At 55.0% G+C, this 19,125-nt stretch carries 15 protein-coding genes; 8 read left to right on the top strand and 7 right to left on the bottom strand.

Annotation, left to right across the window (positions count from 1 at the left end; translation table 11 throughout):
- Position 1 precedes the first annotated feature (1 nt).
- Complete coding sequence (purQ, locus tag ACQK2Q_RS07970; RefSeq protein WP_425409215.1) at positions 2 to 664, top strand: phosphoribosylformylglycinamidine synthase subunit PurQ; 663 nt, start codon at positions 2 to 4, stop codon at positions 662 to 664.
- A gap of 6 nt (positions 665 to 670) precedes the next feature.
- Here the strand turns inward: purQ and ACQK2Q_RS07975 are convergent, their stop codons facing one another.
- Positions 671 to 2,158 carry an amidase gene (locus ACQK2Q_RS07975; protein ID WP_425409216.1) on the bottom strand — a complete coding sequence of 496 codons (1,488 nt, stop codon included), beginning with the start codon at positions 2,156 to 2,158 and terminating at the stop codon, positions 671 to 673.
- Between the two features lie 104 nt (positions 2,159 to 2,262).
- Here ACQK2Q_RS07975 and ACQK2Q_RS07980 point away from each other — a divergent pair, with 104 nt between their 5' ends.
- Positions 2,263 to 3,495 carry a parallel beta-helix domain-containing protein gene (locus ACQK2Q_RS07980; protein WP_425409217.1) on the top strand — a complete coding sequence of 411 codons (1,233 nt, stop codon included), beginning with the start codon at positions 2,263 to 2,265 and terminating at the stop codon, positions 3,493 to 3,495.
- A gap of 71 nt (positions 3,496 to 3,566) precedes the next feature.
- Positions 3,567 to 4,754, top strand: coding sequence for an SO2930 family diheme c-type cytochrome (locus tag ACQK2Q_RS07985; protein ID WP_425409218.1), 1,188 nt, complete (start codon positions 3,567 to 3,569; stop codon positions 4,752 to 4,754).
- Here ACQK2Q_RS07985 and ACQK2Q_RS07990 read toward each other — a convergent pair.
- Both ACQK2Q_RS07990 and shc read right to left on the bottom strand, forming a co-directional pair.
- A complete protein-coding gene (locus ACQK2Q_RS07990; protein WP_425409219.1) occupies positions 4,751 to 5,932 on the bottom strand; it encodes a serine hydrolase domain-containing protein in 1,182 nt (393 codons plus the stop codon). The two genes, ACQK2Q_RS07985 and ACQK2Q_RS07990, sit on opposite strands and share 4 nt — an antisense overlap.
- A 28-nt stretch (positions 5,933 to 5,960) precedes the next feature.
- Positions 5,961 to 8,003, bottom strand: a complete 2,043-nt coding sequence (gene shc / locus ACQK2Q_RS07995; RefSeq protein WP_425409220.1) for a squalene--hopene cyclase — start codon at positions 8,001 to 8,003, stop codon at positions 5,961 to 5,963.
- 101 nt (positions 8,004 to 8,104) lie between these two features.
- Between shc and ACQK2Q_RS08000 the strand changes: the two genes are divergently transcribed.
- Entirely contained in the window at positions 8,105 to 9,592 is a 1,488-nt protein-coding gene (locus ACQK2Q_RS08000) for an AMP-binding protein (protein WP_425409221.1), read from the top strand.
- Between the two features lies 1 nt (position 9,593).
- Here the strand turns inward: ACQK2Q_RS08000 and ACQK2Q_RS08005 are convergent, their stop codons facing one another.
- A complete protein-coding gene (locus ACQK2Q_RS08005; RefSeq protein ID WP_425409222.1) occupies positions 9,594 to 10,154 on the bottom strand; it encodes a GNAT family N-acetyltransferase in 561 nt (186 codons plus the stop codon).
- Positions 10,151 to 11,899, bottom strand: a complete 1,749-nt coding sequence (locus ACQK2Q_RS08010) for a DUF885 domain-containing protein (RefSeq protein ID WP_425409223.1) — start codon at positions 11,897 to 11,899, stop codon at positions 10,151 to 10,153. Before ACQK2Q_RS08010 ends, ACQK2Q_RS08005 begins: the two co-directional genes overlap by 4 nt.
- 76 nt (positions 11,900 to 11,975) lie before the next feature.
- Between ACQK2Q_RS08010 and ACQK2Q_RS08015 the strand changes: the two genes are divergently transcribed.
- Together ACQK2Q_RS08015 and ACQK2Q_RS08020 are read left to right on the top strand one after the other, a co-directional pair.
- Positions 11,976 to 13,283: a mechanosensitive ion channel family protein gene (locus ACQK2Q_RS08015; RefSeq protein WP_425409224.1), complete on the top strand. Its 1,308-nt coding sequence runs from the start codon at positions 11,976 to 11,978 to the stop codon at positions 13,281 to 13,283.
- 99 nt (positions 13,284 to 13,382) lie between these two features.
- The gene (locus tag ACQK2Q_RS08020; protein ID WP_425409225.1) at positions 13,383 to 13,832 is read left to right on the top strand and encodes a YHS domain-containing (seleno)protein; all 450 of its coding nucleotides are present in this window, start codon (positions 13,383 to 13,385) and stop codon (positions 13,830 to 13,832) included.
- A gap of 68 nt (positions 13,833 to 13,900) precedes the next feature.
- Here the strand turns inward: ACQK2Q_RS08020 and ACQK2Q_RS08025 are convergent, their stop codons facing one another.
- Together ACQK2Q_RS08025 and ACQK2Q_RS08030 are read right to left on the bottom strand one after the other, a co-directional pair.
- The gene (locus ACQK2Q_RS08025; protein ID WP_425409226.1) at positions 13,901 to 15,631 is read right to left on the bottom strand and encodes a M28 family metallopeptidase; all 1,731 of its coding nucleotides are present in this window, start codon (positions 15,629 to 15,631) and stop codon (positions 13,901 to 13,903) included.
- Positions 15,632 to 15,795: 164 nt separating this feature from the next.
- Complete coding sequence (locus ACQK2Q_RS08030) at positions 15,796 to 16,692, bottom strand: FliM/FliN family flagellar motor switch protein (RefSeq protein WP_425409227.1); 897 nt, start codon at positions 16,690 to 16,692, stop codon at positions 15,796 to 15,798.
- Between the two features lie 138 nt (positions 16,693 to 16,830).
- On the opposite strand from ACQK2Q_RS08030, the gene ACQK2Q_RS08035 reads away from it, so the two are divergent.
- Together ACQK2Q_RS08035 and ACQK2Q_RS08040 are read left to right on the top strand one after the other, a co-directional pair.
- Positions 16,831 to 17,697 carry a flagellar motor protein MotB gene (locus ACQK2Q_RS08035; protein ID WP_425409228.1) on the top strand — a complete coding sequence of 289 codons (867 nt, stop codon included), beginning with the start codon at positions 16,831 to 16,833 and terminating at the stop codon, positions 17,695 to 17,697.
- A gap of 97 nt (positions 17,698 to 17,794) precedes the next feature.
- Positions 17,795 to 19,099, top strand: coding sequence for a flagellar hook protein FlgE (locus ACQK2Q_RS08040; protein ID WP_425409229.1), 1,305 nt, complete (start codon positions 17,795 to 17,797; stop codon positions 19,097 to 19,099).
- Positions 19,100 to 19,125 lie beyond the last annotated feature (26 nt).

The following is a 19,125-nucleotide window of genomic DNA, read 5'->3' on the forward strand; positions in this document are numbered from 1 at the left end:
TATGAAATCCGCTGTCATCGTTTTCCCCGCCTCCAACTGCGACCGCGATATCGCCGTGGCTCTGGAACAGGCTACGGGCAGGAAACCGGCGATGGTCTGGCATGGCGACACCGATCTGCCGGACGCCGATTTTTACGCCCTGCCCGGCGGTTTTTCCTATGGCGATTATTTACGCGCGGGCGCCATGGCGGCGAAATCGCCCATTATGCGGGCGGTCATTGAAAAGGCGAAAGCCGGCGCGCCGTTGATCGGTGTCTGTAATGGATTCCAGGTCTTGTGCGAAACGGGACTGCTGCCCGGTGCGCTGATGCGCAATGCGGGGTTGGATTTCGTATGCCGCACTGTGACGCTGAAGGTTGAGAACACGCAATCGATTTTCACTGCCGGCTATTCGAAAGGCGATTACCTTAATTTCCCGGTGGCGCATCACGACGGCAATTATTTCGCCGACGATGAAACGCTGGACCGGCTCGAAGGCGAAGGCCGTGTCGCGCTGCGCTATGTGGATAATCCGAACGGTTCGGCCCGCAACATTGCGGGACTCATCAGCGACGGCGGAAATATCTTGGGGCTGATGCCTCACCCGGAACGGGTGATCTCGCCCCTGCTCGGCGGCGCGGACGGTGCGGCTTTTTTTAAAAATATCGTCAACGCCGTTAGCTGACGCAAATCAACCGAAAATCTGGGGCCGCCGGCCGGCCCAGGGGGATGCTTCTTCCAATTCATAGGCGAGCCCCAGCAATGTCGCCTCGCCGCCGAGCGCCGCGCCGAACATGGCGCCGATTGGCAATCCGCCGGATGACATGGATAAAGGCAGAGAAATCGCCGGCGCGCCGGTGATATTATAAAGAACTGTGTACTGAACATAATGAAACAGGCGTTCTATTAATGTTTCATAGTCAAGCGCGCCGTCAAGATAGCCAATCTCAGGCGGCGGCGTCGTGACAACCGGCGAGAGAATAACATCATAGTCCTGATGAAACGCCGCCATAACGCCCGCCACCGCCTGTAATCTCTTAATACTTTCTTCAAATTGATCGCGCTGCTCTTCGAAACGCCGCGCCAGCCCTAAAGTAAATGGCTCGAAAGCGAGCGCATTGCGCGGAAGCCCCGTCGCATCTTCCCAGGTTTTTACGGCGCCATGCGCAAACGCAGCCCAATAGAGGCTGAAATCCTTTTCCAGACTGGCGTCAATCGGCAGTTTTACGGGCGTCACGATATGGCCGAGCGTTTCGCAAATGTTTGCAACATTCATGGTTGCATTCTCAACCTCGCTGTCAGGCCTGGCGCCGCCCAGCCCCTCGGTCGCGACCCCTATGCGTAATCGTTTTTTGTCAGGCGCAGCAATCAGCTCCAGAGGCGCAAGACCGGTTTTGTCTTCCGGAAACGCCAGCGCGGCTGAAATCGCCGCCGTATCGCGCACGGTGCGGGTTTGCACCCCATGCACCGAAAGCGAAATCGGGCCGACCAGCGTGTCGGGACGCGATAGCGGATTACGCCCGCGTGAAACTTTTAAACCGACATTGCCGCAACAAGACGCCGGTATGCGAATGGAGCCGCCCCCGTCGCTTGCGTGCGCAATCGGGGTAACGCCGCTCGCCACCAGCGCTGCGGCGCCGCCGGAGGAGCCGCCGGTGGAATGAGCGGTATTCCACGGATTGCGCGTAGCGCCGGAGCTGATCGGCTCGGTTGTCGCAGAAAGTCCGAATTCCGGCGTAGAGCTTTTACCGAGACTGACAACGCCAAGGTTTAGATATTTCTCGATGAGCGGTGTCAGCGCCTCACCCTTGTAACCCGGAAACGCGCGACTGCCGAATTTGGTGGAGACGCCTGTCACATCGTCAAGATCTTTGATAAATGTCGGCACGCCCGCCCATGGACCAGTCGCCGCTTTTGCGGCGTCGCGCGCACTGTCATAAGTTTTCGTGACAATAGCATTGAGTTTTCGATCAATACGCTCCGCCCGGTCGATAGCGGCGTCGACCGCCTCTTGCGCCGTCAACTCCCCGGACTTGATGCGCGCCGCGGTCTCGACCCCGTCAAGTTCGGCGAGGTCGCTGGAACCGCTTTGATCAGAACGCGCGCAGGCGGCGCCCATGGCAAGCAAAGACACGCCAATCGCGCTGTTTTCGATCAGAACTCGACGTGTCACCGACATGCATTGCTTCCTTTTATTCGCCGAGCGATTCCGGCATCATGCGTAACTGAAAAGGGCTCGCGCCAATCGTCAAGAGTCGGGCGCACATACGGGGATGAAAGACAATGAAACCAGTTGGAACGAGGTTAATCTTCGCGGCCGCAGCAATTTTGTCGCTGGGCGCGTGCGATCAACAAGAAGCGCCGCCAGCGCCCGGAGACGCCAGTTATCAGGAAACGCTGATGACAAAGCTGATCGACGCCAAACCAGGCGATATCATTGAAATCCCTGTCGGCCGCTATGGTTTTGACCGCTCGCTCAGCCTTACTGTCGACGGCGTGACGATCCGCGGTCAGGGCATGGATAAGTCCGTGCTGACTTTCGCTGAACAGGTCGCCGGCGCCGAAGGGCTGCTTGTCACTGCGAGCGACTTTACAATTGAGGATCTGGCGATTGAAGACACGAAAGGCGACGCCTTAAAAATTTCCGACGGCAAAAATATCACCATTCGCCGCGTTCGTGCGGAATGGACAACCGGCCCAAAAACCGAAAACGGCGCTTACGGAATCTATCCGGTGCAAGTCGAGAATCTGTTGATGGAAGACAGCGTCGCTATAGGCGCTTCCGACGCCGGTCTTTATATCGGTCAGTCCCGGAATGTTGTTATCCGCAACAATCGCGCCGAATACAATGTGGCCGGCATTGAAATTGAAAATACGTTTGACGCCGATGTTTACGGCAATGTAGCAACAAATAATACCGGCGGCATCCTCGTGTTTAATATGCCAAACCTGAAACAGCCCGGCGCCCGGACCCGTATCTTCGACAATGAAATATACGAAAACAACACCAGGAATTTCGGCCATAAAGGCACGCCGGTCGCGTCAATCCCCGCAGGCTCGGGCGTCGTCGTCAATTCCAATGATCAGGTGGAAATATTCAACAATGACATTCGCGAGAACAAGACCGCCAATGTCATCGTGGCGAGCGTTTTTTCTTCCGATATCGGGCAAGGCGATATGCAAGCTGACTTCGACCCTTACCCGGACAGTATTTATGTTTACGACAACACTTTCGACGGCGGCGGCGACAACCCCGACGGTCTGGAGTTGCAAGCGCTGAAACTGGCTGTCGCCGGGCCCATGGGTCGTATTCCGGATGTGTTGTGGGACGGGTACATAGATCCACAAGGCGGCGATCCGCAGTCGGTTTTATGCGTTCAGAACGGCGATGCAAAAGTGCTGAATGTTGACGGCCCGAACAACAATAAAAATCCCCGAATCGTTGATGACGGAACGCATGATTGCGCGTTTGAAAAACTCCCGGCGGTGATGTTAAAGGGACCGCTTGCGGAGTAGCGTTCTGTCATCCCGGACGCGGCGCAGCATGAAATGCTGTTCCGCTGATCGGGAACTCATAAGCGATGGCTATGACTATTTTCCTACATCAGAGAATCCCCGTTTCAGCAGCGCATTACTGTGCACTGCGCTGCGCAAGGGATGGCATAGGCAAATTTGCGCTTGCAGCCATTGCTTTCTTTTTAAACGCCTGTGCACAGCAGAATGACACAGCGCCAACATTTCACGCCAGGGAAAACCCCCGGAACTTAAGCGACTGGGGCATGCTGCGGACGGATAAAGGTGAATTGATACTCGCCGAGGGCGTGACCCCCTACGATCTCGCCACGCCGTTATTTTCAGACTACGCCCTGAAATTACGTACGATCTGGACGCCGAATGGGGCGCCGGCCGTTTATAACGCCGACAGGGCTTTTGATTTTCCCGTCGGAACAGTTATCACCAAGACTTTTTATTACCCTGTCGCCGGAGATAACAAAGACGGCGCCGTTTCGATCGGGCGCGAGCGCAGCGTCAATGACCGCGTCATGTCGCTCGATCATCTGCGGCTGATTGAGACGCGTATTCTGGTCAACCGCGACACCGGATGGGAGGCGTTGCCGTATTTGTGGAATGAAGATCAGACTGACGCCGTTTTGATGCGTACGGGCGCTGTTGTTCCCATGACATTGCAGCGCGATGATGGCCGCACTAAGCAATTCGGCTATCTTGTTCCTAATGTAAATCAGTGCGCCGGGTGTCATGCGACGGATGCAACGGCCAATGCAATTCAGCCGATCGGCGCAAAGGCCCGCCATCTCAATAAGCCGTCGTCATACCAGCCTGGTTTCAATCAGCTCGATCACTGGCTGGCGAAAGGGCTGTTGACCGGCGAGATCGCGCAACCGGCGCCGAAAAACGCTATCTGGACGGACGAGATTGCACCGCTCGCCGACCGGGCGCGCGCCTATCTTGATGTCAATTGCAGTCATTGCCACAGTCCGTCGGGACCAGCCGACACATCCGGCCTCAACCTGGAGCCGGATGCGGAAGGGCCCGCTCTTGGCATATGCAAAACGCCGATCGCGGCCGGCGTCGGCACGGGTGAGCGGATATTCGACATCGTACCGGGTGAACCCGAAAACTCCATCACCATCTTTCGCATGGAAACGAACAACCCCGGCGCCATGATGCCTGAACTCGGCCGCGCCGTAATGCACGAGGAAGGCGTGGCGCTGGTTTCGGAATGGATCGCAGCGATGGAAGGCGGATGCGATTAAGGGGATTGCGCTTCGAAAACAGCAGGCAGCATCTCGCCAAACATATAATCATTTTCGTCCCATCGGCCGAAAAGAGTAACGCCAATCGCGGCAATTTTTCCGGTCTCCATATCCATGGCCCAAAGCACATTTGTACCGGGACCATCGCCTTCCGCAGCGACGACAACTCCGGCTTGTGTTCGATAGGCCCGAAGAACGCCTAGCGCCTCGTCTTCTTCATCTGCAAGTTCGGCGACAGCCAACACAAATTGTCGGCTCTTCAAACTGATCAGATCGCCTTTTAGAAAAGCGTTAGCAAAGCGGACAAGATCCGGCGCTGTTGTGATGACGCCGGCGGCGCCGTCGCTTTGCTCTTGCGCATCTGTTGTGTCGATCAATCCGAGGCTATCCGCTGTTAGCGCAGGATCAAGCCCGATGGAACGGAGAATTTCGGAATCGACCGTATAACCGCGCGCGCGCGAACGGTCCCTGTCGTCGGACATAAAATATGTATCCTGCATGCCGGCGCGTTCAAAAATTTCCGACCGAACAAATTCCTTGAATGGCCGGCCGGAAACATTTTCAACGACAAGGCTCAAGAGCACATAATTGATATCGCCATATTGCTGGCCATCGCCGGGAGAAAATAACGGCGCATTGTCAGGATTAGCGGCGAACGCGATAATTTCCCGGGCCGACCAAAATTCTTTCTCCAGTCTCTCCGGTCCGATATATCGCGCCAAATAGTCCGGATCGTTATTCGGTGAATAAATACCGCTTGTATGCAGTAACAGATCCCGAACAGTAATGCGGTCGCCATTAGGGACGAGATCAACAATTTCCGGTTCCAGCACATCCGGCAAAGTTGCGTCGAGATCAAGCGCGCCTTCATCCCAGAGTCGCAAGATCGCGGCGGCGGTAAACGGCTTTGTCGTACTCGCTGCATGAATCCGATCATCCGGTTTCATCGGCGTCCCGGATACGCGGTCGGAAACGCCGGCGGCGCCCGTGACAACAATGTTCGGAGCCTCCGACATAGCGATAACAACCCCCGGAAAACCATCAGAAGCGGCTTGTTCAGCGATGGCGTCCAATGCATCTGTGCGCAGTGGGTCATTGACAGACGGCGCAGAATTACATCCCGAGACGAGCGCCACGACACCGATCAAAAGAAGCGGGATAAATCTTTTATTAAACATATCAGTATGCCTGTTGAAATCGCGCCAGTTACTGCGCCATCATCTTCCGCACCCGCCCCATCGCCATCATCGGGAAGTAATGCCGATAAAGATTGTAATTGATCATGAAGGCGCGTGAAAGTTCCGGCCCCTGTTTCAGTTGTTCCTGCAATGCGGGATCGCCAAGCTTTATGTGCTGACCGACGCCATAGCCGGGGAAGCCTGTCCCCGTATATTCCGGCTCTTCCCAAGTGCCGTCTTTCTGGCGCTCGATCAGAAACTGAACGCCGTCGGCGATGGCGCGCTCGTCTTCCGGGCGGCCGACAGCGGCAAGGCCCATGAGCGCCCAGGCGGTTTGCGAAGCTGTCGATTTCCCGCGTCCCATTTGTTTTACATCCATGTAAGACGCGCAGCTTTCGCCCCAGCCGCCGTCTTCGTTCTGGTGCAGGATGAGCCAGTCCGACGCTTTACGTATGTAACTCTGGCTCATATCTTCGCCGATGGCTTCGAGCGCGGGAAGCACCGCGCCCGTTCCATACACATAATTGACGCCCCAGCGCCCGAACCAGGCGCCGTCTGCATGCTGTTCCGATCGCATGTAGTCGAGCGCGCGCACCATCGATGGATGATCCTTGCTGATGCCCAGCTTGCCGAAGGCTTCGACGATATGTGCGGTGACATCGACCGAAGGCGGGTCCAGCGCTTCACCGAAATCGCAGAAGGGAATTTTCGTCAATATCTGCTTGTCATTATCCTTGTCGAATGCGCCCCAGCCGCCGCCTTTCGACTGCATGCCGATGAGCCAGTTGACGCCTTTTTCAATCGCGTCTCCGATGCCTTTATCTTTCCATTTCGGATCGTCGCGAAACGGCGCCAGCGCAATCAGCGCCACCGCCGTATCGTCCGTATCTGGATAAAAATAGTTTTTGTACTCAAACGCCCAGCCGCCGGGCTCCAGCCTGGGACATTTTACTTTCCAGTCGCCGGGCCGCAAAACCTGTTGCGACAACAGCCAGTCCAATGCTTTTTCGCCTTCCGCCTCATGGCGTTGGTTAAGATCGCAATCTTCCAGCGCGAGCAGCGTCAGTTCCGTATCCCATACCGGGCTGGTGGAGGCTTGAATCCATGTCGCCTCTCCTGCATCCACGCGCCAGCGCGGATCGTCGAGCGCGGCGAGGCCTTTCGCGACGACCGCATGATCGAGCGCATAGCCTTCATTGTAGAGGGCCATCAGAGAATAAATCCAGGGCGGCTGGATGCCGCCCCAAACGCCGTCTGCATCCTGATGTTTAATTACCCACTCCAGCGCGCGTGAAACGGCGCCATTGCGAAAGAGACCGATACTCGCGGTTTCGCCGAAGCTCTGCAGGGCGTGCAGCACTCTGTCGGCGGCCAGAAAAAATGCTTCAAGAAAACCTGCGCCCGGCTTTTCCGGATAGGCGTAATCATGTGACTCTCGCCCTTCGGGAAACAGCTCGTCCAGCCTGCGCCCCTGCGGCAATGGCCGCGCCGGGCGGCGCGCCGAAAGAACGGCAATCGGCATAAGCGTGGCGCGCGCCCACTGCGCGAAATTATAAATCGAAAACACGAACCAATTCGGAAAAAAAATGACTTCCGGCGGCAGGTTCGGCGTTTTCTTCCATGGCCACTCGCCAATAAGCGCCAGCCAGTATCGCGTAAAAACGCGGATGTTTTTCAAACCGCCTTTGGACATGATCCAGTCCCGCGCGCGCTTCATGTGCGGCGCATCTTTGCGGTCCCCCATTGAACGCAACGCAGCGTAAGCCTCGACCGTCGTATTGATATCGCCCGCCGGAGCGCCATAATAAATCTGCCAGGAGCCGTCTTCGCGTTGTGTCTCCCGCAACGCATTCGCCAAGCGCGGGCGCAAATGATGGTCTTCCAGCCCCATGAACCACAAGGCCAAAATCCACTGCGCTTCCATGCAGGCGTTCGATTCAAGCCGCCCGACCCAGTAGCCTTCGGGCTTTTGCCGCTCAACCAGCCACTGCGCCGCCGCATCGATTGCGCCTTCCAGTTGGCGGTCGAAATTGGAACGCTTGTGCGCATTGTCTATTGTATCGTCGTACATGCCATGCCCGAAACAGTTAGCTTTAACTGCCCTCTCTTACAGCGGCGGCGCGCGCCGGGCTAGGGTCTCGTCAGACTGCGGCAATGCGCCTAACATGCGGCATGACCAACGCGAATTTTTTCACAACGCTTGCCCGGGCCTATAAACCGGCAATCGATAAACCATTTTTGACAATTCCGAACGGCCGAACCATTTCCTATGGCGAAATCGATGTGCTTTCGGCGAAAATCGCAAGCGCGCTCTTGGCCGCCGGGGCTGCGCCGGGCGAGCGGATTGCAGTGCAGGTTGAAAAGTCGCCGGAAAATGTCGCGCTCTATCTGGGCGCGATGCGCGCCGGATTAATATATGTCCCGTTAAATTCGGCTTATACCGCAGAAGAGATTGCCTATTTTCTGCATGATGCGTCACCGGCGATTTTCATTTGCGACCCCCACCGAGAAGAAGCGCTTTTTCCGGCCGCGCAAGCGGCGGATGTCAAGTCTTTACTCACTCTGGGCGCTGACGGCGATGGTTCGCTGATGAATTCATTGAAACATATAAAGCCGCGCGAAGAGATTTGCATCCGGGGAAGCGACGACATCGCCGTCATTCTTTATACGTCAGGCACGACGGGCCGTTCAAAAGGCGCAATGCTGACCCATAACAACCTGCAATCTAACGCGCTTGCGCTGAACTCTCTGTGGGGTTTTTCAGGCGATGATATTCTGCTTCACGCTTTACCCGTTTTCCATATTCATGGACTGTTCGTCGCGCTGCATACCGCAATGCTCAGCGCCTGCGAAATTATTTTCCTGCCAAAATTTGATATTGAAGAAATAGTGACCTGTCTGTCACGCGCTACGGTAATGATGGGCGTGCCGACTTTTTACGCTCGCCTGCTAGAGTACGAAAAATTCACGAAAGCGCTTTGCGCCCATATGCGGCTTTTCATTTCCGGCTCGGCGCCGCTTACAAAAGAAACATTCAATGCGTTTGAAGCGCGCACCGGCCACACAATTCTGGAACGCTACGGCATGTCCGAAGCCGGCATGATCGCCTCAAACCCTCTCGATGGCCCGCGCATCGCCGGCACCGTCGGCCATGCGCTGCCGGAAGTTTCGATTAGAATTTCGGGCCCGGCCCCAGGCGAAATCGAAATCAGGGGACCGAACCTTTTCGCCGGCTATTGGGAAAACCCGGAAAGCACGTCCAAAGCCTTCACGGAAGACGGCTGGTTCAGAACCGGCGATATGGGCGTGATAGACGATGACGGCCGCCTGTCGCTCGTGGGCCGGGAGAAAGATCTGATCATTTCCGGCGGATTTAACATCTACCCGGTCGAGATCGAACAAACGCTTGACTCATCGCCCGGTGTTCTGGAAAGCGCTGTCATTGGCGTTCCTCATGCAGATATGGGCGAAGGCGTCGTCGCCGTCATCGTGGAGACTGACGGCGGCGTAACGGATGAGTGTTTAACGCACGCAGTGGAAAGCCTGGCAAAGTTCAAACGGCCGCGAAAGTTTTTCAGATTAAACGCGCTTCCCCGAAACGCCATGGGCAAAGTCCAAAAACAAAGACTGCGCGAACAGTATAAAAACGCGTATCAATGATTTAATTTTTCTCGCCGCGATGAAAAATGATGATGTCGTCGTCCTTGTATTTTGTGCGCGCGGATTCGGTAAACCCGCATTTTTTCGCAACACGGATAGACGGCGCATTATCAATATCGATGATGCATGACATCCGGGCGCCGTTGAAATGTTCATCGCCCCATTCCAGTGCGGCTTTTGCGGCTTCTGTAGCGTACCCCTTGCCATGAGCAGCAGCGGCGAAGACCCAGCCGATTTCCGGCTGACCTTTCAGCGAAGGCGTCAGCGTTCGTTTGAAATCAACAAAACCAACTTCGCCGACCAAATCGCCCGTGTCCTTTTCAATCACCATCCAGTATCCATAACCCATCATTGGCCAATGGCCGGCAATCCGCAAAAATCCGAACCAGGAATTCTCTTCATTCAGCGGATCCTTGGTAATGTACCGGATAACATCGCGGTCGCTCCACATGGCGGCGAAAGCAGGAAAGTCATCAGGCTCCGGACCGCGCATGATCAGGCGTTCGGATTGTAATCTGGGCGCCGCGCCGGTCCAGCGCAAACGCAAGATATCGCCGCTCATTTGGCTTTTTCTTCCTCGATATAGTCACGGATCTGGGCGCGAAGAATATCAAGCGGCAAGCCGCCGCCATTCAAAACAGCATCATGAAACGCGCGGATATCGAAGTTCTCTCCGAGTTCGGACTCGGCCTGGCGGCGAAGCTCCCAAATTGTCAGCTCGCCCATTTTATAAGCCAGAGCCTGGCCTGGCCATGCAATATAGCGGTCAACCTCCGTCTGCACATTATGCAGCGATAACGCAGTGTTGGACGCCAAATAATCTATAGCTTGCTGGCGCGACCATCCTTTTGCGTGAATGCCTGTATCGATGACCAGCCGGCACGCCCTCCACATTTCATAGGAAAGACGCCCGAAATGATCATAAGGCGTTCCGTATACGCCCATCTCCACGCCAAGTTTTTCCGCATATAGCCCCCACCCCTCGCCGAAAGCGTGCGGATAGAACTGTTTGCGAAACTCCGGCGCATTTTCGATCTCCAGCGCCAGGGCGTTCTGCAAATGGTGACCGGGTACGGCTTCATGCAGGGTCAGCGCCGTCAGCGCATAAAACGGGCGTTTATCGAGCGAATACGTATTCACCCAATATTGGCCGCCCCGATCAGCGCCCATAGGCGCGCCAATATAACGACCAGTCGTATAGTTTGGGGCGATTTCGGCGGGAACCGGTTCAACCGAATAGGGCTGCCGCGGAAGCTTGCCAAAATATTTTGGCAGGCGGCCGTCTATATCTTTTGAAAGCCATGCCGCGCGTTCAAGCAACTCTTCGGGTGTTTTCGGATAAAATTGTTCATCGCTCCGCAAAAACTCAATAAAGTCTTCAAATGCGCCCTCAAAGCCGGTTTCAGCAATGACCGAGTTCATCTCTTTGCGTATACGCGCAACCTCTCTCAAACCCAGTTCGTGGACGCTTTCAGGGGTGGCGTCCTCAAGCGAGGTGTAATAGCGAACCAGCGCAGCATAATATTCATCACCGCCCGGCAACGCTTCGGCCCCCAATGTCTCGCGCGCGCCGGGAATATATTCATTTTCCATAAAATTCAGCGCACGCTCGAAAGCCGGGATCACGTCTTCAGCGATGACCGTCATCGCTTCTGACCGCAGCGCAGACTGATCACGCGTTTGGATCGTCGAAGGCATTTCCTGGAACGGCGCGTAATAGGGATGCGCCGCCGCATTATCCTTTATTTGAGCCTTGAACGATGGAATGATAAACGGGAGAATTTCCGCAGGCTGCGTAAAACCGTCCTGTAACCCGCGCCGCATATTTGCGATGTTCTGATCTATATATTCAGGAAATTTTTTCAGCCGCGATAAATAATTTTCATAATCTTCCGCCCTGCGAAAGGGCGTGGCGCTTACGACGTAAGCGAAGTCGGTATGAAACCCTGTATCCGCCAGAAAAGGAATGCGCCATCCTTCAAAACCAGCCAATGCGACGTCATAGGTCAGAATAAACTCGAGCAGGTCAGCGCTAAGCGCCTGGTCGTCACTCAAGCTATCGCGTTCTATTTCGTTCAAGCGCTCAAGAAAACTTTCTGCAGTCTGGGCGCGTCGCTCATGGTCGGCGGGAGCAATGGCGGGTATTTCGGCATTGTAGTCATTGACGCCGGATTGGGTCGCTGAAAACGGATTTTCCCGCATTTCGTTTTGCCAGTATTCTTCGAACAGTGCGTTCAGATCGTCGGCGGGGGCTGCGAATACGGCGAGGGTGGAAAATAACCACGCACAGACTGCTAGTCGCACCATTTTTAATCTCCTTATCGCCTGAGCAAAACCGGTAGCGGCGGAATCACCTCACCCTGGATTATACCATGACGCAGATATGGTCAGAAATCATGCGTTGCTGGAACATTTCCAAGCTTCAGATGTTATTGAAGAGAATTTCAACAATCAACGCGAAGTCTTTGAATACGGGGGCAATTTGATGAAATCCCTGCTGAACAGCTTTATACAGGCCACACCTGCAGACGAGGGCGGCGACGGCGCCGAAGACGCCGCGAAAGACGCAGCCGGCGAGGTTGAATCCTTTTTCGAAAGCATCGGCCCAAAATCAGAAGCTGCGTGGGAGTGGATCCAGAACAATAGCTCGGAATTCGCCGTCGCCGTGGGCGCTATTGCCGGCGCTTTTATCGCGTTGCGTATCCTGCGCGCGGTCATCGCCGGTATCGTCGGAAACAAGAAGAAAGATTATTATGCGATTTCGAATGTTTTCTCACGGCTGATAACCAGCACGACGAGTTTGTTTTTGATTATTCTCGCGGCTGTTCTTGTGACGCCATTTGTACCCGCAATACCGTCTGACTGGAACGCATATGCGCGTACAGCCGCCATTATCGTAGTAATCATACAACTCGCCGCCTGGGCGAGAGAATTGTTGACCGCCGGCATTGTCGGATATGCGCATACGCGCGCTGAAAATTCGGGCGTTATGACGAACGCCGTTAACCTGATTAAAACGCTCGTCGCTATCGGCGTCTGGACCATCGCGTTGCTGATGATCCTTTCCAATCTCGACATTGAGATCACCGCGTTGATAGCGGGCCTCGGAGTTGGCGGCATCGCCATTGGTCTTGCGGCGCAGAATATTTTCAAGGACTTGTTTTCATCGCTCGCAATTGTGTTTGATCAGCCGTTTCTCCGTGGCGACTTCATCAGTTTCGACAAGGGAAGCTTCTGGGGCGATGTGGAACGCATCGGCATGAAAACAACCCGGATCCGCTCATTGAGCGGAGAAGAGATCATCATCTCCAATTCGCAGTTGCTGGATAAGGAAATCAGGAATTACAGACGCATGGATGAGCGCCGCTCGATCTTCACTGTCGGCGTGCTTTACCAAACGCCTCACGACAAGCTGCGGAAAATTCCTGACCTCGTGGAAGAAGCCGTTAAGCCTGTTGAAAAAGCCCAGTTCGAGCGCTCCCATTTAAAGGAGTACGGCGACAGCTCCATTAATTTTGAAAATGTTTTCTGGATCAAAAGCCGCGATTATAGAGTTTATATGGATATCAATCATCAGGTCCTATTAAATCTTCACCGGGCGTTTGAAGAAGAAGGCATAGACTTTGCCTTCCCGACACGAACGCTTCATGTGGAAACGATGCCCAACATGAGCGATCGCGAAGATGAATGACCGCCGACCTATCCGCTTCGCATTGTTGTGAATGGAGTTGAATTGCGCCTCCGGTCATTGCGAGGGACAACCTCGCTCTATCCTGAGAGGAGCGCACAGATGATGTTCAAAAAATATTTGCTGGCGGTTTTGGCCGGTTTATTCATGTCCGGCGTCGCCGCGGCTGACGACACTGTTTATACGGGATTATTTTCCAACACGGCTGTCGACGGATATGACGCGGTTTCCTATTTCGAAAATAGCGCGCCCGCCAAGGGCTCGAAAGATTTTTCCTACCAATATAACGGCGCCGAATGGCGCTTTGCCACGGCGGAAAATCTGGAAGCTTTCAAATCCGACCCAGATAAGTACGCGCCGCAATATGGCGGCTATTGCGCCTGGGCGGTTTCGCAAGGGTATACCGCGCGCGGCAATCCGGAAAACTGGACGATTGTCGATGACAGGCTTTATCTGAACTACAATGATGAGATTCAAAAGCGCTGGGAGAAAGATATTCCCGGCTTTGTTGCGCTTGCTGAAGAGAACTGGCCCTCGGTCTTGGGCGAGTAGTCGCTATTTATGAAAAACGGCGCCGGGATATGCTCCCGGCGCCGTAGAATTTTTGCTTTTTCGTATATCTAGTCGGCGGACGCGCGTTGCTCATCACGAAGCGCGCGGAATTCATTGCCTTCATACCAGTTTGGCCAATTGTCCGAATACGCCATGTCGGCGCCGACTTCGAATAAAATCGTCATGGTTTTCGCCATGCCGGTGAGGTCCCAGTCCTCGGAATACTCATCCGCCGCGTTATGGTAACGATTTGTTCTGTAATCGTCCGCCAGCGCCTGACCAGCATCCTCACCGCCATCGATCAAATCTATTCCTGAGTCGGCGTACAGCATCGGCACGCCTTTCTTGGCGAGGGAAATATGGTCGGAGCGATAAAAATATCCTTTCTCCGGCTCTGGATCAGCGCGAAGATACATATCTCTTTTCTCGGCGGCGTCATTCAGCAGATCTTCCAGTTCAGACGCGCCGAAACCGACCACCATCAGGTCATTCGTAGGCGGCGTGGGCAATACGCCGTCCACATTGATTCCACCGACAATCTGGGCGAACGGAACAATAGGATCTTCGCCAAGATAGGCCGAACCCAGCAACCCGGATTCTTCCGCCGTCACGGCGACGAACATGACAGAACGCTCCGGACGCGGCTCGCTGTTCATGAATGCTTCGGCGATCGTGAGAATGCCTGACGTTCCCGTTGCGTTATCAACGGCGCCATTGGAGATTTGGTCGCCCTCAGCGTCTGGGTTGACGCCGAGATGGTCCCAGTGCGCCATGTAGAGAATATATTCATCCGGCCTTTCAGCGCCTGGAATGACGCCGACGACATTCGCGGATTCTGATCTTCGAATGGCGTTTTTGATAACGCCGGATGAAGTCAGACCTTCCATCGGTTGCGCCGTAAAATCATTGGAGCGGGCGGCTTCAGCGGCCTCGTCAAAATCCATGCCCGCCTGTGTGAAAAGATTGCGGGCGACGCTTTCCTGAACCCAGCCTTCGAGCGCTACGCGCCCGGCGCCGCCGTCGGGGCGCTCAAGATCCAGTTGCGCCCCGCTCCAGCTTCCTTCGACGACGCCCCAGCCGTATGCCGCCGGTTCCGTTTGATGTACGATGATCGCCGCAGCCGCCCCTTGCCGCGCTGCTTCTTCATACTTGTACGTCCAGCGGCCATAGTAAGTCATGGCTCTTCCATTGAAGAGGTCAGGATTTTCCGTTGCATAGCCGGGATCATTGACGAGGATGACGACAGTTTTGCCGGCGACGTCGACGCCGGCGTAGTCATCCCAGCCATATTCCGGGGCCACGACGCCGTAACCGACAAATACCAGTTCGCTGTCCGCGTAGGACACGTCTTCCTGCACGCGTTTTGTCCAATACATGGCTTCCGGCCCGTAAGCGAGTTCTTCGACGTTGATGGTCAGGCTGGAGTCATCTTTTTGCAAAGTCAGTTCAACGAGCGGTACGTTCTGTTCGAACGATCCATCCACACCGGGTTCGAGACCGATCGCGCGCATTTCATCAGCCAGCCACTGGCGTGTTTTTGCCCCGCCTGGCGTCGCCGGCGCGCGTCCCTCAAATTCATCGGAAGAGAGCGTCGCGATCCGTTCGCGCAGCTTTGCTTCATTGATTGGCGCAAGATCGATGTCGCTCGGGTCATTGGCGGCTTCCCGCTGCGTGTCGGAAACATCATTTTCATCAACCGCCGGCTGTGTTTCATCGGCGGCGCCGGTGTCTTCGCCGCCGCAGGCCGCCAGGGTAATTGCTGCGGCAAACGCGAAAATCGCGCTGATCTTCAGGGTCATGGAGTTCGCCTTTTTCAAGAATCACATTTGAGAAGGCGCGAGATTGCCCCCGTCTGACCAACCCGTCAAACGCAAGGGCTTTTTACATGCGATATCAGATGAAAATTGCGCCGTTTCTCGACAAAACGGCATTTCGATGCATTCACAGGCAATTTTAGGCACGATCAACGGGTTATTGACGTGATTTTCAATGCTCTGGCGCCGTCGCGATTTCCCAGCGCCCCCGTCATCTTCAGGCGGGACAGCGTACTGAAGACTGGCGCAAAACCGACATCGTCGATGGTGGCGCCCGATAAATTGATGACATCACCAGCTTTCATATTCATGAGCTGATTGATGTCGATGGATTGGGAAGCCAGCACAGTCCGCAATTCAACAACGGAAAATGACGCCAGCCGCAATAGTCCCTTTTTCCATTTTTCGTCCGCAACCGCACGCTGGGCGCGATTATGGTCGCGCACGGAAACAATAATATTTTCCGAGGCGATGATCGTCATCGCGCCTAATGCATCGCCCTCTATGGTTTTCGCTGCGAGCGAAAATACGGCCGAGCGTTGATACGCGTTCAGCAGTTCGAAACGCCGCGGATCGGCGCCGCTCGCGATCAGTTCCAGCGATCCTTTGACGGCGCCGCATTGAGCAGCTTTTTCGAAAATCATTTCCGCCGCCGGTTTCACCAGCGCTTTCGCCAGCCGCCGGTCAATAGCGCTTACATCTTCGGGCATAGGATCGGGCTTGTCGCGCAGGGCTGACAGCGACCAGCCGGCGGCGACCATTGCTGCGTCCATATCCAGAATGACGATGACATCGTCTTCACCGTTCAACCGGAAATGATAGATCGCAGATTTGGAATTAAAATTTGCAAAGGCCGCGCCCATGCGTTCAAAGACGGCGGCTACTTTTTCGTCAACTTCGCATTTCTCGCCGTAATACTGTGAAAAAGCCGGCGCAATAACGGACGCAACCGCGCCTGGAAACGGTTTTATCAGTTCGATTGGGCCTTCATCGCGAACGCCGCAGCCGATTTTTTTCTTTAAAATGTTCGTTCCCGCATCGCTCATATAAGTACGAATTCCAAATCTGACGACAATCCCTGCGAAGGTATTAACCGCCAATAGCTATAAATTAAGTAAACGCGTAAAACCGCTCGTAAGCAATTTTCGCTATCCATCGGAATTGATTGCAATCCGGTGGGACGTATGGCTGGGCGAACGGCGAATGCTGCGCCAATTATCATTAAGAAAAAGAAGGTGATCGCCGGCGGCGGTCATCACGGCGGGGCATGGAAAGTCGCCTATGCCGACTTCGTGACAGCCATGATGGCGTTTTTTCTCTTGATGTGGCTGCTCAATGCAACGACGGAAGATCAGCGCAAGGGTCTTGCGGACTATTTCAATCCATCCATTCCGATCTCCAAGGTTTCCGGCGGCGGCAGCGGCGCGCTTAACGGTTCGTCAGTATTTACAGACGAACAGCTTTCCCGCGACGGCACGGGCGCGGTGAACGAATATCCGAACAGCCGCGAAATCCCCGTCAATGGTCCTGAAAACTCCATGGACGCGCCCTTGGAAGGTAAAGGCGTCGATAATGAAATCGGCGCTGCGCAAAAAAGTCTGGAAGCGGTGCAAAACGAGATCAATGCAGAATCCATTCAGGCGCTGGAAGGCAATCTCGCCAAGCATATTCAAACGCGCATGACGCCGGACGGCCTCGTTATCGAACTCGTCGATGCAGACGGACAACCCTTATATGATATCGGCTCGTCAAATCCGTCGCGAATTCTTGACGATTTGTTAAAAGTCGTCGGCCCTGTGCTAGCGACGGTCAGTAATAATATGGCGATTGTCGGTCACACGGACGCCCTCGCCTTTTCCAGAAGCGCCAGCTATTCGAACTGGGAGCTTTCAACCGATCGCGCACACGCCGCCCGCCGCATGCTGATAACAAACGGCATTGCGTCTGCGCAAATCAAGGAAGTCACGGGGAAAGCCGACACCGAACCTTTTTCAGAAGACCCATACGCCCCGCAAAACCGCCGTATCGCGATTATATTATTGACAAAATAATAACCACAAAAGCGGCTTATCCATTAGGGGTTCTTTAAACAGCGGTGAGATAAAACTAACAACAGCAATAAAATTTTTTCCGGAGTGGAGAGCTGTTATGGGGATTTCGTCGTCGCTGAATGCGGGCGTGATGGGACTGGCCGTCAATGCCGTGAAATTGGGGACTATTTCAGACAATATCGCGAATTCCCAGACATATGGGTACAAACGCGCCGAGTCCGAATTCGCCGATATGGTGCTGCGCCAAACCAGCGGGGATTATTCCGCAGGCGGCGTTCGGGCGATGACATATCGCGATGCGGGCGCGCAGGGCGCGCTCGTGACGACGGCGAATTCGACTGATATTTCAATCAGCGGCCGGGGCATGCTGCCGGTGACAGATGTTGGCGGCGTCACCGCCTCTCCAAACGACCGGTCGTTAATGCTGGCGTCCACAGGTTCTTTCTATACGGATGAACAGGGTTACCTGCGCACGCTGTCCGGTTTGTACCTCATGGGCTGGCCGGCTGATATTAACGGCAACGTCGCCTCTCCGCCGCGCGACAGCTCTATCGCGCTGGAGCCGGTGCGCGTCAATCTCAATCAGTTTGCCGCTGCGCCGACGACGCAGATCCAGCTTGGCGTTAACCTGCCCGCGACTGAAACCGAAGCAGGCTCGGCCGGTACGGATTTCGACCTCCCGATTGAATATTTTGATACGCTTGGCCGCTCGCAGACGTTGAATGTAGAATTTACGCCCGTCGTGCCGGGTTCCGGCGCTTCGAACGAGTGGAACGTCAATATATACGATGAAGCTGGCGACCCCGCCGTTTCAATCGCAAGTTTCAACGTCACCTTTGACGACAGCGTCAACGGCGGCGGTTCCGTCGCCAGCATTACGCCGGGCGCCGGCGCAACATATGACGCGGCAAGCGGTAATATAACGATCAACACCGCCTCAAGTCCCCTCGATATCTATGTCGGAACGGCCGGCCAGCCTTCTCCGCTGACGCAATTGTCCGGCAGTTTCGCGCCCCTCTCCGTGACGAAAGACGGCGCGCCGATCGGTAATCTGAGTTCGGTGGAAATCGACGAGCGCGGATTTTTACAGGCGATCTACGAGACCGGTTTCCGCCGGACAATCTATCAGGTTCCTGTCGCTGACGTTCCGAACTTCAAGGGGCTGAACGCCGTCGGCAATTCCGCCTTTTCTGTGACGCAGGACAGCGGCGATGTTTATTTCTGGGACGCGGGCGACGGACCGGCCGGTTTGACAATCGGCTTTGCCCTGACCGAATCGACGACCGATATCGCCGCAGAGCTTACAGATCTTATTCAAACGCAACGCGCTTATTCATCGAACGCAAAGATCATTCAAACGGTCGATGAGATGTTGCAGGAAACGACAGATATCATCCGGTAAGCGCCACGGACGATTAAGGGAACGTC

Origin of the sequence: Hyphococcus sp. (assembly GCF_965228385.1) — a bacterium.
GTDB lineage: Bacteria > Pseudomonadota > Alphaproteobacteria > Caulobacterales > Parvularculaceae > Hyphococcus.

Coding starts and splice junctions, on each gene's coding strand:
- purQ (WP_425409215.1), top strand. CDS start 2: ATGAAATCCGCTGTCATCGTTTTCCCCGCCTCCAACTGCGACCGCGAT.
- ACQK2Q_RS07975 (WP_425409216.1), bottom strand. CDS start 2,158: ATGTCGGTGACACGTCGAGTTCTGATCGAAAACAGCGCGATTGGCGTG.
- ACQK2Q_RS07980 (WP_425409217.1), top strand. CDS start 2,263: ATGAAACCAGTTGGAACGAGGTTAATCTTCGCGGCCGCAGCAATTTTG.
- ACQK2Q_RS07985 (WP_425409218.1), top strand. CDS start 3,567: ATGACTATTTTCCTACATCAGAGAATCCCCGTTTCAGCAGCGCATTAC.
- ACQK2Q_RS07990 (WP_425409219.1), bottom strand. CDS start 5,932: ATGTTTAATAAAAGATTTATCCCGCTTCTTTTGATCGGTGTCGTGGCG.
- shc (WP_425409220.1), bottom strand. CDS start 8,003: ATGTACGACGATACAATAGACAATGCGCACAAGCGTTCCAATTTCGAC.
- ACQK2Q_RS08000 (WP_425409221.1), top strand. CDS start 8,105: ATGACCAACGCGAATTTTTTCACAACGCTTGCCCGGGCCTATAAACCG.
- ACQK2Q_RS08005 (WP_425409222.1), bottom strand. CDS start 10,154: ATGAGCGGCGATATCTTGCGTTTGCGCTGGACCGGCGCGGCGCCCAGA.
- ACQK2Q_RS08010 (WP_425409223.1), bottom strand. CDS start 11,899: ATGGTGCGACTAGCAGTCTGTGCGTGGTTATTTTCCACCCTCGCCGTA.
- ACQK2Q_RS08015 (WP_425409224.1), top strand. CDS start 11,976: ATGGTCAGAAATCATGCGTTGCTGGAACATTTCCAAGCTTCAGATGTT.
- ACQK2Q_RS08020 (WP_425409225.1), top strand. CDS start 13,383: ATGATGTTCAAAAAATATTTGCTGGCGGTTTTGGCCGGTTTATTCATG.
- ACQK2Q_RS08025 (WP_425409226.1), bottom strand. CDS start 15,631: ATGACCCTGAAGATCAGCGCGATTTTCGCGTTTGCCGCAGCAATTACC.
- ACQK2Q_RS08030 (WP_425409227.1), bottom strand. CDS start 16,692: ATGAGCGATGCGGGAACGAACATTTTAAAGAAAAAAATCGGCTGCGGC.
- ACQK2Q_RS08035 (WP_425409228.1), top strand. CDS start 16,831: ATGGCTGGGCGAACGGCGAATGCTGCGCCAATTATCATTAAGAAAAAG.
- ACQK2Q_RS08040 (WP_425409229.1), top strand. CDS start 17,795: ATGGGGATTTCGTCGTCGCTGAATGCGGGCGTGATGGGACTGGCCGTC.